Below are 14,660 nucleotides of genomic sequence, written 5' to 3' on the forward strand. Positions count from 1 at the left end.
ACCGTTGTGACCGGAGAAATCATAAAGAGGAGCTCACATGGATATCGTCTTCCTGCGCGGATTGCGCATCGAGACCGTCATCGGTATCCACGACTGGGAGAAGGAGATCAAGCAGCCAGTCGTTTTGGATCTGGAGATGAGTACGGACGTAGCCAGGGCCGCGGCCAGCGATCGCATCGAGGACGCGCTTGACTACAAGGCCGTTTCCAAGCGCCTGAAGCAGTTCGTAGGCGAGAGTCGGGTCGAGCTGGTGGAGACCCTGGCGGAGCGCTGCGCCGGGATCATCCGTGACGAGTTCGGGGTGCGCTGGGTTCGGCTCAGACTCAACAAAATCGGCGCTGTTTCCGACGCCACGGACGTGGGCGTCGTCATCGAACGCGGGGCGCGCGGTTGACTCTGCGCAACGGCAGTCGATCGTCATGTCCCACGGTCAACCGCTCGATCCGAAGCGCGAACGTCCTGCTACCGCACCTCACCTCCGTGGTGAGGCCACTCTTACATCGCAGGATCCCCATGGAAAATTCAGCCGCAAGGCGCGTTGCTGGATCAGTATCGGCAGCAATCAGGATCGGGAACGCTGTATCCGGGGTGCGGTGCACGCCCTGCGCGCACGGTTCGGGAGATTGATCTTGTCTTCCGTATATGAAAGCGAGGCGCTTGGCTTCGATGGCCAACCCTTCTTCAATCTGGTTGCCGGATTCGATTCTGGCGAGCCGGTAAGCGTGCTCCTGGCCTCCTTGCGCGCCATCGAAGATGGCTTCGGGCGCGTCCGCGGTCCGAACAAGTTCGCGCCTCGGACCCTGGACCTGGATCTGCTAACCTACGGGGGTCTCGCCGGAACGATCGACGGCTGTACCCTGCCCCGAGACGAGATTCTGTACCACGCCTTCGTATTGGGCCCCTTGGCGGAAGTAGCCGCTCAGGAGCGCCATCCGGCTAGTGGACGCTGCTATGGGGAACTCTGGCGGGCCTTTGAAAAATCCGCCCAGCCCCTGCGGCCGGTTGCCTTTGAGTTCTGATTTATTGCTGGAGCGTCCTGCCGCCGTCGACCGTGATAATCTGGCCGGTGATGTAATCGGCGTCGCGGACCAAGAATATCAGGGCGCGGGCGATATCCATGGGCGTACCGGTACGTTTGAGGGCCGTGTGTGCGAGTATCTCCTCTTTGGCGCCTTCGCCTAGCGCCTGCTCGGGCCATAGGATGGCCCCTGGAGCGATGCCGTTGACCCGCACCTGGGGCCCCAGCTCCCGCGCCAGGGCCTTTACCATCATGGCGTTACCCGCCTTGGCAATGGAATAAACGGGATAGCCCTTCAGGGGCCGCTCGGCATGGATATCCACCAGATTGACCACACAACCGGAGGCGGCACGCAGCAGGGGCGCGGCCGCCTTGGTCAGGAAGAAGGGCCCCTTGAGGTTGGAGCCCATGAGGTCCTCCCACTGTTCCTCGCCGGTGTCGTCGAAGGGTGTCGGGTAGAAGCCGGATGCGTTGTTGACCAGCACGTCCAATCTGCCTCGGAAGGCACGGACCCGCTCGATCAGGCCAGGAAATTCATGACAAAGGTTGAGATCGGCCCGGTGCAGTAGCACGGAATCGGGTCGGGACAGCGTCAGCTCGGCCTCGAGGGCCCGGGCGGCGGCCTCCGAGCCCCGATAGTGGAGGACCAGGTCCATGCCATGCGCGTGCAGGCTGCGCGCGATCTGGGCACCGATGCGGTGGGCGGCGCCGGTGACTAGTGCAACCTTTCCCGAGAGTGTTGCTGCGTTTTGCGTCACTTGGAGTAATCCTGAATTATTTGGTGTTGTCGGGAGGGAACAGATCCCTCCTGCGTCGGGATAGGGTTTGACGGGTTGCGTTGCGACGCCCAACGGCTCGTTGGTCTACGGCCAGGCTAGTGCCAGCGTCTTAACGCAACCTACACCCACATGATCCCCCGCGCTACCGACCCGCGCGGCCTCGCGTTAAGTGTAGGTTGGGTTAGGCGCGCGGTTCGATCCCGAAGTACAGTGACAGGGCTGAACGCGCCCTAACCCAACACGCCGGACTGGTCCCGACGCAGGAGGGATCTTTTCCCACAACCAACGCCAAATAACCCCGGACCGCGCCTGGACCGGCACGCCGCCGAACGCGGCGTAACACAACCCGACTGAATTACTTGGCGCTGTTTGGGAGACCGAACTAGGGCAATCCCGCTATACTCCTTCGTCGTCGGTGAGATCGATCCCGGTCGCTTAAGGAGAAGGAATACAGCATATGCCACCTTGGTTATCAATGTGTGGATCACTCCGAAACCCTACCTGCATCCGCATCATCTTGGCGATCTTGGCCGCTGTTCATGTCGCCATCGTGTCTTCGATTCTAGTGGAAGACCGATCCGTTATCTGGCCGCTGCACCACGATACCATCTACTGCTACGGTCGCGGGGCCGATTTCTATGCGGTTTACCACGCGGGGGTCAACACCCGTCGCGGGATGAATCCATACATACCAAACAACGATGGAGTAACACCCTACCACTATCCCTTTCGCTATCTTCCTATTGTGGCACTGGCCGCCCAAGCACTCACGTATCTGACTCCCAACACGGCTTATCTCCTCTGGATTCTGCTGCTGGAAGGACTCCTGGTGCTGCTTCTGTTCATAGTATGGCGCAGCATATCCGACCCGGGGTACCGTCTCGCAACGGTAGCATTACTCCTTGTCAACAGTCCCTATTTCCTTGAGCTCCACATGGGCCAATTTACCTTTGCTGCGGTCGCATTGTGTTACCTGGGACTTGTTCTCCCGGCTGGTTCGCTTCTGTTTACGCTATCAGTCCTGCTCAAGCCGTTATCTCTGGCTGTCTTGCCTGCCATCGCACGCGAACGGCGCTACTGGTTTACCTGCCTGTTCGCCATCGCCTGCCTGCTCCTGGTTTCAGTCCCGTATTTCATTCATCACCCCGGACAGGGGATCGGCTTCGTCAAAACCAACTTCCTCCCAGGAGTAAGGCTCCATACCGGCAACTGCGGGTTGGTGTACCTTATGGAGCTCCTCGCAATTGATGGAGACATAGCGCTGCTTCATCAGCACTGGGGATTAATGCATGTGTTTCGATTCCTGGTGCTGGCTACCACGGCTCTACTCGTATTTCATTCCCGAGCGTCAAGGGTAGGTGTCGGCGTATCTGCGCTCCTACTTGCCCATTTCCTCACCTATCAGGACGTATGGGAACACCATATGACCGGTGTCTGTGTCGTGGCTGCTGTGCTGATGACAGTTCCCGATTGCACTAGGCTGAGATATGTTGCAGTTCTATTTTGTCTACTGCTGTTGGCGCTGCCGACTCCCTTTGGGCTAGTGGACATAGTAAAGGACCCGTCAATGTTCGATCCAAAGGGGCAGTGGCCCCGCTATGCCTTTTACATCATAGCGCTACCGAAGGTCTTACCGACCCTGGCCTTGTATGCAATCGCAATGAGCGAGGTCTTCCGCGGCGGCTTTAGGACACCACGGGAAGCGATACGGAATGCACTGACCAAGGCACCCGCCCGTTAGCGATCCTGAATGATTTGGCGCTGTTTGGGGGACCGGACGTGTTGCGGGTGCGATCCTGAATGATTTGGCGTTGATGCAATATCCACCCGCCCAAATCCCTGCACCGGACGCCGCCGCAGTCGCGCACAGTCGGCGGCTCTTAGATTTGATCCGGGACGAGGCGGCAGCCCGCGGCGGGCTCCTGCCCTTCGATCGCTACATGGAGTTGGCCCTTTATGCCCCCGGTCTCGGCTACTATGTCGCCGGCACCCCCAAGCTCGGGCCCCACGGGGATTTCACGACCGCTCCCGAACGCTCACCCCTGTTCGGGGCCTGTATCGCCGCGCAGTGCCGGGAGGTGATGGAGGCCCTGGGGGAAAGGGAGGAGGACGGAGACATCCTGGAATTCGGCGCCGGCTCGGGGGCCTTGGCCGCGCAGATACTGTCTTCCCTCGCGGACGCCGCGACCTTGCCTCGCAACTACCTCATCCTGGAACTCAGTCCCGAGCTGCGCGCGGATCAGCAGCGCCTGCTCGCGCAGCAGGTACCGGAGCTGCTGGCGCGCGTGCGCTGGCTTAACCGCCTACCGACCCAATTGCGAGGCTGCATCCTGGCCAACGAGGTACTCGACGCCATGCCCGTGCACCGTTTCCGCATCGGCGCGGACGGCAGGCCCCGGGAGCTGTGCGTAAGGCCTGCGCCGAACGGCCTGGAAGAGGTCGCCGCGGAACCCATCCGCCCGGAGCTCGCGACGACCCTAGGCCCGCTTCAGGATCAGGGGTTGGCGGTCGATCCCGGTTATGAATCCGAGCTTAACCTGTGCCTCGCCCCCTGGATCCGAGCCTTGGCGGAACCATTGGAACGGGGGCTGATCCTGCTCATCGACTACGGTTATCCGCGGGCCGAGTATTATCGCAGCGACCGCCGCCGCGGCACCCTGTTGTGCCACTACCGCCACCGCGCCCACCCGGATCCCTATCTGTATCCCGGCCTCCAGGACATCACGGCCCATGTGGACTTCACCGCCGTTGCCGAGGCAGGGGTCCGAGCCGGGCTGCGCATCGCAGGCTTCACTACCCAGGCCCATTTCCTCATCGGCTGCGGTCTCGACCGCTTGCTGGCTCAGGTCGCCGCCGGCCCGGACGCCATGGATGCGATGCTCGGCGCCAAACAGCTGGTCCTACCCTCGGCCATGGGCGAACGCTTCCAGGTGATCGGACTGGACAAGGGATTGGCTATGGATTGGACCGGTTTCTCCTTTCGCGATCTGCGTGATCGGCTCGGTTGCCTAGAGCCTGTCTGGCTTACGCGTTCGTAGCAAGAGAGCGAGGGGTCGCGGCAGATTTTCCACTCGATGAGGCTATAGCTAAGCCTATTTAACGAAAGCGAGCGGGAAATCCGACCGGACGCCTCGTTTCCGCATCTCTCGATTCTGCAAGCAGAACAGCCGTATGCCAGACAGGCCCTTAGAAGCTGTCTAAAAACTAATATATTGATTTCAAAGCGGTAGGCTGGGTCGAGGAACGAGACCCAGCAAGCCAGACTTGCCCGTAAACGCTGGGTTTCGTTCCTCAACCCAGCCTACCCTCTACTTTGGCCTATGGCCCTTTTTTAGACAGCCTCTTAAGAAAGGGCTCAGTGCAGATAACCGGGAACCAGGGCCTCCACGGTCCGGGGCTCGATGCCGAGCTCTGCCAGACCATCGTGCTCGCAGATACTGTCGGTCTGTAGGGAGAGGTAGTTGTCCATGGTAAAGGGTTTACCCGGCAACAATTGAAAGACCCGGGCCTGGAGTCGAGCCCCGAAGTCGGGGAGTCCTATCACCATGGTCTTGCGGCCGATCAAACCCGCCGTGTACTTGACCAGTTCTCTGAGGGAATAGATGCGGGGGCCACACAGGTCGTAGCCTTTGCCTACGCAGCCGGGGTTGGCCAGGGCCTTTGCCATCGCGGATACCACATCGCCTACATAGACGGGCGCGAAACGGGCGTCCGGGCAGGCCAGGGGAAAGACCCCCGGTGTGATCTTCAGAAGGGTGGCAAAACGGTTGAAGAAGCCGTCACCGGGGCCGAAGATGACCGAGGGGCGGAAGCTGGTTACCTGCATATGGGTACCAGCGTGGGCCAGGTCTTCGCCCTTGCCCTTGGTGCGGAGATAACGGCTCGTACCCCGGGTGGACTGGGCATGCAGGGCGCTCATGTGCAGGTAGCGGGGCACCTCGACCGCCTGGGCCGCAGCGAGGATGCGTTCTACCAGATCCACATGGACCCGCTGGAAGGTCCGGCCACTCCCCTCGTTGAGGATGCCCACCAGATTGATAACGGCGGTGCAGCCTTCCAATTGTTTCTCGAGGACACCGGTCTCAAAGATATCCGATCGACGCAGCTCGGTACCGGGGACGAGCGATAGATCCCGATGCCGTTCCGGGCGCCGGGCAAGCAGCCGACACCAGTAGCCGGACGCCGCCAGCCGGGTAACCAGATGGTGACCGACGAAACCGGTCCCGCCCAGGATACAGATACGCTGATTGGTCATGGTGATGACTCCAAGTCGCGACAGGCGAGGATTCGCGTGACTCGTCGTTTTTCTTTAGTCAGGGTCCGCTCTCCACCCCAATCCACACATTCGCGGGCATGACAGACTATTACAGCAATGTTATCGGTAATTGAGAGCATTTGTACTATGTACGGAGGGAGGCGGTCCCCGCCAGCCACACCTCGGCACCCGCTGCCACCGCTACGGCTGCTCCCTTCCGGGCCTGACCGGGTTCACGGCTTCGCGTTGCGAGGGGACCGACGAGGACCACCATAAAGAAAGCCCCACGCAAGCCAGGGCTCGGATGGAAACGCTATCAAAGCGAGCTCGTGAAGACAAGGCCACCGTTGGGGCGAGCACGTGCCTCCCGGAGGTCGGGCACAGCCCGTAGGATAGTGGTAGGGCGGGTAAGCCAGGGACAGCACCACCCGCCATATATGTGGTGAGCGCAGCAGGTCTTACAGGATGGCATCACGAGGAAGCGCGAACCGCATCAATGGTGCGGTGAGTACCTGCCTACCGCCCCAGGAGGGTGTCGCAAAAGCCCCTCTCCCGCCGGGAGAAAGCCTGCGCCGAGCGCAGTGAGGGGGCTTGGGGAGAGGGGGGTCAAAGGGCGAAAATCGGTGCCTTTTGCGACACCCTCCCCAGGGACGGGGCAGACGACGAACCGCATCTTTAAGGACTGCTCGGAAAACGCCCATGTTAACCCGCATAATCTGATAGCCTTGTCCCGGATTCAATCCCTGACCATGGACTGCTTACGATGTATCAGCTCGCTCGTCCTTACCTGTTCTCCGCGTTGCTATTGCTGCTCGTACTCTCCGGCTGCGCCCAGCTCACCAAGCCCTGGGCCTCGCCCGAGGTGAGCATGGCCGGGTTCCGCCCCGGTGAGTTCACCCCGGACCGGCAGACCTTCATCGTCAGTCTCAAGGTCAAGAACCCCAACGATCGCACCTTACCTGTCAAGGGCGCGACCTATGCGCTGGAGGTGGAGGGCCACGAGATCGCTAACGGCGATGGCGATCTCGATCGGCAGATCCCGGCATTCGGCACAGAGGTCGTCGATGTCGAGGTCAATACCCAGCTGTTGGATCTCGTCCGGAAGGTGCCGGAGCTGGCCCTTACCGGCGGCAAATGGGACTACCGGATCTCGGGTATCCTCAAGCTCGCCGGCGGTTACTTACCCGTGCCGTTCAGCTATGGTGGCGAGGTCGAGGCGGCCGACCTGATGCGGCTGATGATGAGCCGCTAGCAATCCTGAATTATTGGGCGTTGTCTGGGGGAAAAGATCCCTCCTGCACCCGGACAGACACGGTGTCGAACGCGGCGTCCCAAACAGCGCCAAATCATTCGGGATTGCTACACCCTTCCATATTCCACCCGTTCCCCAAGCCAGCGTTCGATGAGTGGACGCACATGCCCTGGATATCGATCGAGGATAAGATCCGCGGTCTGCCGGGCCGCGGGAAGCAGACGCTCGTCGCCGGTGGGATCGGCGATCCGAAACTGCACACCCCCGGTCTGCCTGGTCCCTAGGACCTCCCCAGGGCCACGCAGCTTCAGGTCCTTGCGGGCGATCTCGAAGCCGTCGCTGCTCTCGCGCAGGATCGCCAACCGTGCCCGCGCCTGTGGGGACAGGGGGGCATGGTAGAGCAGCACGCAATGGCTCCGGACCGATCCGCGCCCTACCCGGCCCCGAAGCTGGTGGAGCTGGGCGAGACCGAGACGCTCCGGATTCTCGATAATCATCAGGCTGGCGTTGGGGACGTCCACCCCGACTTCGATTAGGGTCGTCGCTACCAGCAGGTCCAGCTCACCGGCGGCAAAACCCGCCATCACGGGCTCGCGCTCGGTGGCCTTCAAGCGACCGTGGACCAGGCCCACGCGCAGTTCGGGCAGGGACGCGGCGAGGGCCTCGGCGGTGTCCTCGGCGGCCCGGCACTGCAGGGCCTCGGACTCATCGATGAGGGTGCAGACCCAGTAGGCCTGACGCCCCTGGATACAGGCGTCCCGTACCCGCTCGATCACCTCCTGACGGCGGCCGTCGGGGACGGCAACGGTGGTCACCGGAGTGCGGTCCGGCGGCAGCTCGTCGATCACCGAGAGATCGAGGTCGGCGTACAGGGTCATGGCCAGGGAACGAGGGATGGGGGTGGCGGTCATGATGAGCTGGTGGGGTGCCTGCGCCGCCCGGGCCCCTTTCTCCTTCAGCTTCATGCGCTGGTGCACACCGAACCGGTGCTGCTCGTCGACGATGACCAGTCCCAGGTCTCGAAACCGGACATCGTCCTGGAACAGGGCGTGGGTGCCTACCGTCACCGGGGCCCCCTCCCCCGCGATGCGTGCCACCAATTCCGCCCGCTCCCGACCCTTGTGGCGACCGGTCAGCCACAGGGGGTCCAGCCCCAGGGGCTCTAGCCAACCACGCAGGTTGCGCAAGTGCTGTTCGGACAAGAGCTCAGTGGGCGCCATCAAGGCAACCTGGCGGCCGGATTCAACGGCCTGCAGGGAGGCCAAGGCCGCGACCACTGTCTTGCCCGAGCCTACATCCCCCTGCAGCAAGCGCAGCATGGGGTGCGGGCGCTGCAGATCCCTCGCAATCTCCTCCGTCACCCGGTGCTGGGCGGCGGTCAGCTCGAAGGGCAATCCTGCCAGCAGTTGTGCGCGTAGGCGCCGGTCTCCGCTGAGTACCGGGGCCCGGATGCGCTGTTGCCGGTACCTGAGACGACGCAGGCCGAGCTGGTGGGCCACCAGTTCGTCGAACACCAATCGGCGCAGGGCGGGATGACGGCGATCGCGCAAGGCCGCCGCCGAGGTCGCGGCCGGTGGTCGGTGGAGAAGACACAAGGCCGCCGCCAGGGTTGGAAACCGGAAGCGCTCCAGGACCTCCCGCGGCAGCCATTCCTCCAGCATAGCGTCGTCCTGCTCCAACAGCGCCAACGCCTGATCCGTGAGCAAACGCCAGGAGGATTGCTGCAACCCCTCGGTAGTCGGATAGATAGGGGTCAGGGTATCTTCCAGGGGCGGCGGTTCAGCGCGGCCATAGTGCCGGTATTCCGGGTGCACCATCTCCAAGGACTGGGGACCGCGGCGGACCTCCCCAAAGCAACGTAACTTGGTCCCCGGCTTCAGAGCAGCGGCCTGCTTGCCGGAGAAGTGAAAAAAGCGCAACAGAATCCCCCCTTGTTCCGAGGCGTCCGCAAGCCAGACCTTGAGGGAGCGGCGGCGACCATAACCGATGCCCACATCCCTGATCTCCCCTTCCACCAAAACCTCGGTGCCGGGTTCCAGGTCGGCGATCGGCACCACCCGGCTACGGTCCTGATAGCGCAGCGGTAAATGGAACAGCAGGTCCCGGACCGAGGTGATACCGATCCTGGCGAGCTGTTCCGCGACCTTCGGACCCACGCCGTGGAGTTCCTCCACAGGTACTTGGTTCAAGGCTTGAGTCTTACTAGGTCCTGTTGACATTTAACGCTAACCGACTGTTTTCATATATTAAATGTCCACAGCACCTAAGCGGTCCGCACAGCGGACCCTACCCTAACGACTTGATTGACTGTAGGGTCCGCTGTGCGGACCTTCTAAATGTCAACACACCCTAGTGGGCGTTTTCAATTGAGCTGAATCCTCATGAAAATCAAGCACATCAGGTCCATGCAGCAGCGGCTACGAGTTTCCGAGACACTCCGCGGCGCGGAGCTTCTGCGTTCCCACGCGGCGCGTGGGAACGAGAGAAAATCTGTTAATTGAGAACGCCCCCTAGTACACTGTTTCACAGAAATCTTCTGGTAAAATCAACCGCTGTCATCCCGAGCGTAGCGAGGGATCTTCTAATAGGACGAGATTAACAGGATTTCCAGATTATTTTTCTGAACAATCGATTATAGTATTTTGTTAATCTTGGAAATCCTGTGAATCCTGTACCATTAAGAGGCAAACCCGGAGGTCAGGGTTTACTCCTTAAATTAAATCTCAACACGCCCTAGGAGCACATGAATCGGTTCGAGAATCAGGTGGCGATCGTCACCGGCGGCGCCCAGGGCATCGGCCTGGGCATCGCCCGGCGCCTGGGCAGCGAGGGCGCCCGCGTGGTGCTCTTCGATATTAAGGCCGAGCGGTTGCGGCAGGCCATAGGCGAGCTCGAAGGCGCGGATATTTCCGCCCATGCCGTGCCGGTGGACGTGACTGACGAGACCCCCGTCAACGCCGCAGTGGCGGAGGTGCGGGAGAAGTTCGGGCGCATCGACGTGCTGGTCACCGCCGCGGGCGTCGCGGGCCTGACTAATCGCAAGACCCACGAAGTGGACGTGGGAGATTTCCGCCACGTAATGGAAATCAACGTCACCGGGATGTTCCTGTGCTGCCGGGCCGTCCTGCCGGTCATGCTCCAGGCCAATTACGGGCGCATTGTCAACATCGCCTCCATCTCCGGCAAGGAGGGCAACGCCGGGATGCTGGCCTACTCCACCTCCAAGGCCGCGGTGATCGGATTGACCAAGGTGATGGGCAAGGAGTATGCGGAGACGGGAATCACCGTGAACGCCCTGGCGCCGGCCGTCGTGCGCACGCAAATGGTCGACGAGCTGCCGCCGGAGCAGGTAAAGTACATGACTGACAGGATCCCCATGAAGCGCACTGGTGAGATTGAGGAGATCGCCGCGCTGGCCGCCTACACCGCTTCGCCGGAAGCCGGCTTCACGACCGCATTCACCTTCGACGCTACCGGAGGCCGCGCCACCTACTGAGCGGGCGGACGGCGGAGACCCCATGCGGGAGCGGAAGGAGGGGCGCCGTGTGGAACGCGATGCGGAGGATCTATGACATAGATAGGTTCACTATTCACCTTAATCGAGTGCAAAATCTATGTTAGATCCTGATGTATCCCCACAAAATCAACCTTGGAATCAGTCACTTACGCCTCAAGGCATGGCCTGACCCATACCTACACCCCGGCTGTTCCGTTAACTTATTGATTTAAAAAGCTATTTTGTGGGGATACCTCAGTATTAGATCCCTCATTCGGACAGGCGGCCCCAGCGTGCCGAACCGCACGACCGGAGGAAAACCACGCATGATCGCCCAGCAGCGCCTTACCATCACCACCCGAGGGCGAGGTACCTATGACATTACCAGAGACGTGGAGAAGACCGTGCGCGAAAGTGGTCTGGCGACAGGCATTTGCCATGTCTTCGTGCACCACACCAGCGCATCGCTGATCCTGTGCGAAAACGCCGATTCCACGGTCCGAGACGACTTGGAGGCCTTCATGACCCGCCTGGTCCCGGACGGAGATCCATTGTTCGACCACACCCAAGAGGGACCGGACGACATGCCGGCCCACATACGCGCCATCCTCACCAAGATGGACCTTACCTTGCCGGTAAGCGAGGGGCGCTGCGCCCTCGGGACTTGGCAGGGAATCTATCTCTATGAGCACCGCATCCATGCCCAGCGCCGCCGGGTGACGGTAACCGTCAGCGGGGTGCGATCCTGAATGATTTGGCGTTGTCCGGAGGGAAAAGATCCCTCCTGCGTCGGGACAGGGTTTGACGTGTTGCGTTGCGACGCACCAAGGCTCGTTGATCTGCTGTAACGCCAGTGCCGGCGTCTTAACGCAACCTACACCCATATTATCCCCGCGCGGACCTCGCTTTGCGTGTAGGTTGCGTTAGCCGCACGAGAAAACGCTTCGGGGGGCACGGCGTCGAACGCGGCGTAACGCAACACGACGCCTTCTCGGGCAGCACCAAATAATGCCGGACAGCGCTGTTTGGGGGACCGGACTGTTACTTATTCCTCAAGTGTAAGCCTTGGCAATTTTGACCGCTTCTTTTACTTCCATCGATCTCTAACTCTTTCAATGCATAACGTTGGGACCCAACAGTTAAGCGTTACCGGTCGGCAAACAAGAGGAGAAACCACGAATCACCCGAATCCTCGCAGATCGATTCGCGCCGATTCGCGCGATTCGTAGTTTTCTCTTACGTCTCGATTGTCGGGCAAGGGCGTGTTCAGACTCGTTTGTATAGCTCGGCGCCGGGGCATACGCCTACCGACCTACCACTGCAAGCGGGCGGCACCTAACTTAGCGGCATTGAGCTTGACGGGCATGACTCCCTCGATTTTCCATTCCCAGGTCAGAAGCCGGAAAGGGGACTGAGGGGTTACGGGGTCACTTCTCGGGGATGATCCGGAGCCTGATGGTGGCATCCACATCCGCATGGAGATGAAGCACCACCTCGTAGTCGCCGGTGGCACGGAACGGTCCTTCGGGCAGGCGAACCTCCTGACGCTCCAGGGTTATCCCCATCGCTTGCACTGCCGCGGCAATGTCCTGGGTACCCACGGAGCCGAATAGTTTACCCTCGTCGCCGGCCTTACGGGCTACCGTCACGGTCAGGCCCTCGAGCTTCTCGCGGCGGGACTCGGCCGCGACCAGGCTCTCCACGGCCGCCCGCTCCAGTTCGGCCCGCCGCGCTTCGAATGCCTCCAGGTTGGCCGCAGTCGCCGGCACTGCAAAGCCGGAGGGAATCAGATAGTTGCGTCCGTAACCGGCACGCACCGAGACCTTCTCTCCCAGATCGCCCAGATGCCCGACCTTCTTCAACAGGATAACGTCCACTTGGGTACCCCCTAGCGATTTCAGCAACACGGAACATCCCGGCCAACCCGGAATCCCGATAGACTAGTTAGTCTTAGCCTGAAGTATCCCCACAAACCAGCTTCTCGGGAGCAAGTCCAGACGCTCCAGCGTCGAAACCTTGTCCCGATGGAGGAGGGATCTTGACCGCTGGAGCGGCCACACTTGCGTTCCCACGCTGGAGCGTGGGAACGAGCCAAGCGACAACTTATTGTTTTAGATCGCAATAATATGGGATACATCAGAGTCCTAGCCCTTTTTTCGCGCCGCCACTCGGGTCCGCAGATCGACCCAGCTATCCAGGAAACCGAACCCCGCGACCAGAATCTCGGCGTAAGGCGTGGCCAGCAACAGCAACCCGTAGAATCCGATCAGCCACCCGCGATGCGTGGAATAGGTGTGGACGAGGCTATGCACGATCGCCACCCCCTGCAGGAAGAATAGGGGCGCCAACAGCAACAAGAGCTCGGTCGCCCACATGGCCTCGTCCAGCAGGAGAACCACGACTGCCAGCCCCAGCGCCGGATAAGCTACGCCGGAGCGTACCCGCAAGGCGCGGAACTCGGCACCGAAGCCACCCGGATTGTAGAGCAACGCCTGCCACCAGCGCCCCATGAACAGAGCCAGCAGGAGTTGGAGGTAGAAGGTTGCGGCGAACGCCCCCGTCATCCAGCGGGCGGCCCGGGCTACCAGCTGTTCGCTCACGGCAGCATCGATAACGCTGCTCTCCACCAAACTCCGGCGCACCGGTTCCAGGAGTTCCATCCAATCGGCAGCCGGGTCCGCCGCGAGCAGACGAATTCCCGCCACCACCAGCAAGCCGAACAAGGCGGCCACCTGGACCGTCAGCGTCAATGATCGGGCCTGACGCAGCACCAGGCCCAACACCCAGACCGGCAGCCACAGGATCAGCACGAAACCGACGGCCGGCCACGGACTCCCCAGGGCGGCAAATGCCAACAATCCACCGGCAAACCCGGCAAAGGCGCCCACGACCAAGCCCTCTTCGGCGCCCTTGCGCAGGGTTACCAGCGCAATGACCGCCGAGCTGATCAATCCCACCAGGGGTACGATAAGCGACAGCATAGCGGACGCCGCCGCGACCAACGTGGCCTGGGAGCGGCCACGCATAGTAAAGCTCGCCAGCGACTGCACCGGATATCGCCTGCTTAGGTGTGGATTGGACGCCGGAAACCGGGCGGAACCGGCCCGGCACCTGCTTACATAACCCGGTCAGTGACCGTCGGTGTAAGGTAGCAGGGCCAGGTAGCGCGCCCGCTTGATGGCCTGGGTCAGTTGGCGTTGATACTTGGCCGAGGTGCCGGTTATGCGACTGGGAACGACCTTACCGGATTCGCTCACATAAGACTTGAGTAAATGCAGGTCCTTGTAATCGATCTCGGTGATGCCCTCGGCGGTAAAGTGGCAATAACGCTTGCGGCGAAAAAAACGCGACATGAAGGCCTCCGACGCTTAGTCCTCTACCCTACTCATGGGGTCTTCTACCCTACTTATGGGGTCCTCATCTTCCATCCCGGCGGTATGGGCGCTCGGCTCCTTGCCGGAAGAACCCTCGGACGGCTCCCGCCCCTCCGCCGACTTGGCCAGGGGCGATGCCCCGGTAACGGCCCGGTTGCGGCGAACGATCAGATTACGCAGTACCGAGTCATTGAATCGGAACGCATGCTCGAGCTCGTCTAATGCCTCCCGATCGCACTCGAGGTTCATCAGCACATAATGGGCCTTGTGGACCTTGTTGATCGGATAGGCGAGCTGGCGCCGTCCCCAGTCTTCCAGGCGATGGATGACACCGCCGCGTTTCTCGAGATTTTCCCGGTAACGCTCGATCATGGCGGGCACCTGCTCGCTCTGACCGGGATGCACCAGAAAAACCACTTCATAATGTCGCATGACAGCTCCTTTCGGCTTGATCAGCCTCCCGCCATTGCGGTGAGGCAAGGAGTC

At 61.2% G+C, this 14,660-nt stretch carries 14 protein-coding genes and 1 other RNA gene; 7 read left to right on the forward strand and 8 right to left on the reverse strand.

Annotated features, from left to right (window positions below):
• Positions 1-37: 37 nt before the first annotated feature.
• Complete coding sequence (folB, locus tag E1958_RS04270) at positions 38-394, forward strand: dihydroneopterin aldolase (RefSeq protein ID WP_089729569.1); 357 nt, start codon at positions 38-40, stop codon at positions 392-394.
• Positions 395-419: 25 nt separating this feature from the next.
• Entirely contained in the window at positions 420-1,019 is a 600-nt protein-coding gene (gene folK, locus E1958_RS04275; RefSeq protein ID WP_133510759.1) for a 2-amino-4-hydroxy-6-hydroxymethyldihydropteridine diphosphokinase, read from the forward strand.
• Position 1,020: 1 nt separating this feature from the next.
• Here folK and E1958_RS04280 read toward each other — a convergent pair whose 3' ends face one another.
• Positions 1,021-1,776 (reverse strand): pteridine reductase, encoded by a 756-nt coding sequence (locus E1958_RS04280; protein ID WP_133510760.1) that lies wholly within the window; start codon positions 1,774-1,776, stop codon positions 1,021-1,023.
• Between the two features lie 478 nt (positions 1,777-2,254).
• Here E1958_RS04280 and E1958_RS04285 point away from each other — a divergent pair, with 478 nt between their 5' ends.
• Together E1958_RS04285 and E1958_RS04290 are read left to right on the forward strand one after the other, a co-directional pair.
• The gene (locus tag E1958_RS04285) at positions 2,255-3,538 is read left to right on the forward strand and encodes a hypothetical protein (RefSeq protein WP_133510761.1); all 1,284 of its coding nucleotides are present in this window, start codon (positions 2,255-2,257) and stop codon (positions 3,536-3,538) included.
• 73 nt (positions 3,539-3,611) lie between these two features.
• Positions 3,612-4,835: a class I SAM-dependent methyltransferase gene (locus E1958_RS04290; RefSeq protein WP_133510762.1), complete on the forward strand. Its 1,224-nt coding sequence runs from the start codon at positions 3,612-3,614 to the stop codon at positions 4,833-4,835.
• A gap of 317 nt (positions 4,836-5,152) precedes the next feature.
• On the opposite strand, the gene E1958_RS04295 is transcribed toward E1958_RS04290, so the two are convergent.
• Positions 5,153-6,052 carry a complex I NDUFA9 subunit family protein gene (locus E1958_RS04295; RefSeq protein ID WP_133510763.1) on the reverse strand — a complete coding sequence of 300 codons (900 nt, stop codon included), beginning with the start codon at positions 6,050-6,052 and terminating at the stop codon, positions 5,153-5,155.
• Between the two features lie 166 nt (positions 6,053-6,218).
• Positions 6,219-6,315, reverse strand: an RNA gene (gene ffs / locus E1958_RS04300) — signal recognition particle sRNA small type.
• Positions 6,316-6,815: 500 nt separating this feature from the next.
• Between ffs and E1958_RS04305 the strand changes: the two genes are divergently transcribed.
• Entirely contained in the window at positions 6,816-7,304 is a 489-nt protein-coding gene (locus E1958_RS04305) for an LEA/WHy family protein (protein ID WP_133510764.1), read from the forward strand.
• Positions 7,305-7,411: 107 nt separating this feature from the next.
• Here E1958_RS04305 and recG read toward each other — a convergent pair whose 3' ends face one another.
• Positions 7,412-9,523 carry an ATP-dependent DNA helicase RecG gene (gene recG, locus E1958_RS04310; protein ID WP_133510765.1) on the reverse strand — a complete coding sequence of 704 codons (2,112 nt, stop codon included), beginning with the start codon at positions 9,521-9,523 and terminating at the stop codon, positions 7,412-7,414.
• Positions 9,524-10,047: 524 nt separating this feature from the next.
• Between recG and E1958_RS04315 the strand changes: the two genes are divergently transcribed.
• Complete coding sequence (locus tag E1958_RS04315; RefSeq protein WP_133510766.1) at positions 10,048-10,800, forward strand: SDR family NAD(P)-dependent oxidoreductase; 753 nt, start codon at positions 10,048-10,050, stop codon at positions 10,798-10,800.
• Between the two features lie 326 nt (positions 10,801-11,126).
• The gene (locus tag E1958_RS04320) at positions 11,127-11,549 is read left to right on the forward strand and encodes a secondary thiamine-phosphate synthase enzyme YjbQ (protein WP_133510767.1); all 423 of its coding nucleotides are present in this window, start codon (positions 11,127-11,129) and stop codon (positions 11,547-11,549) included.
• Between the two features lie 678 nt (positions 11,550-12,227).
• Here E1958_RS04320 and rplI read toward each other — a convergent pair.
• The 4 genes from rplI to rpsF all read right to left on the reverse strand — a co-directional run bounded on the left by rplI (position 12,228) and on the right by rpsF (position 14,606).
• Positions 12,228-12,677, reverse strand: a complete 450-nt coding sequence (gene rplI / locus E1958_RS04325; RefSeq protein ID WP_133510791.1) for a 50S ribosomal protein L9 — start codon at positions 12,675-12,677, stop codon at positions 12,228-12,230.
• 267 nt (positions 12,678-12,944) lie between these two features.
• Entirely contained in the window at positions 12,945-13,826 is an 882-nt protein-coding gene (locus E1958_RS04330) for a hypothetical protein (protein WP_207787743.1), read from the reverse strand.
• Positions 13,827-13,928: 102 nt separating this feature from the next.
• Positions 13,929-14,153 (reverse strand): 30S ribosomal protein S18, encoded by a 225-nt coding sequence (rpsR, locus tag E1958_RS04335; RefSeq protein ID WP_089725656.1) that lies wholly within the window; start codon positions 14,151-14,153, stop codon positions 13,929-13,931.
• Positions 14,154-14,168: 15 nt separating this feature from the next.
• Positions 14,169-14,606, reverse strand: coding sequence for a 30S ribosomal protein S6 (gene rpsF, locus E1958_RS04340; protein WP_133510769.1), 438 nt, complete (start codon positions 14,604-14,606; stop codon positions 14,169-14,171).
• Positions 14,607-14,660 lie beyond the last annotated feature (54 nt).

The sequence above is a fragment of the Candidatus Thiosymbion oneisti genome (assembly GCF_004359955.1).
GTDB lineage: Bacteria > Pseudomonadota > Gammaproteobacteria > Chromatiales > Chromatiaceae > Thiosymbion > Thiosymbion oneisti.

Coding starts and splice junctions, on each gene's coding strand:
- folB (WP_089729569.1), top strand. CDS start 38: ATGGATATCGTCTTCCTGCGCGGATTGCGCATCGAGACCGTCATCGGT.
- folK (WP_133510759.1), top strand. CDS start 420: ATGTCCCACGGTCAACCGCTCGATCCGAAGCGCGAACGTCCTGCTACC.
- E1958_RS04285 (WP_133510761.1), top strand. CDS start 2,255: ATGCCACCTTGGTTATCAATGTGTGGATCACTCCGAAACCCTACCTGC.
- E1958_RS04290 (WP_133510762.1), top strand. CDS start 3,612: ATGCAATATCCACCCGCCCAAATCCCTGCACCGGACGCCGCCGCAGTC.
- E1958_RS04295 (WP_133510763.1), bottom strand. CDS start 6,052: ATGACCAATCAGCGTATCTGTATCCTGGGCGGGACCGGTTTCGTCGGT.
- E1958_RS04305 (WP_133510764.1), top strand. CDS start 6,816: ATGTATCAGCTCGCTCGTCCTTACCTGTTCTCCGCGTTGCTATTGCTG.
- recG (WP_133510765.1), bottom strand. CDS start 9,523: ATGTCAACAGGACCTAGTAAGACTCAAGCCTTGAACCAAGTACCTGTG.
- E1958_RS04315 (WP_133510766.1), top strand. CDS start 10,048: ATGAATCGGTTCGAGAATCAGGTGGCGATCGTCACCGGCGGCGCCCAG.
- E1958_RS04320 (WP_133510767.1), top strand. CDS start 11,127: ATGATCGCCCAGCAGCGCCTTACCATCACCACCCGAGGGCGAGGTACC.
- E1958_RS04330 (WP_207787743.1), bottom strand. CDS start 13,826: ATGCGTGGCCGCTCCCAGGCCACGTTGGTCGCGGCGGCGTCCGCTATG.
- rpsR (WP_089725656.1), bottom strand. CDS start 14,153: ATGTCGCGTTTTTTTCGCCGCAAGCGTTATTGCCACTTTACCGCCGAG.
- rpsF (WP_133510769.1), bottom strand. CDS start 14,606: ATGCGACATTATGAAGTGGTTTTTCTGGTGCATCCCGGTCAGAGCGAG.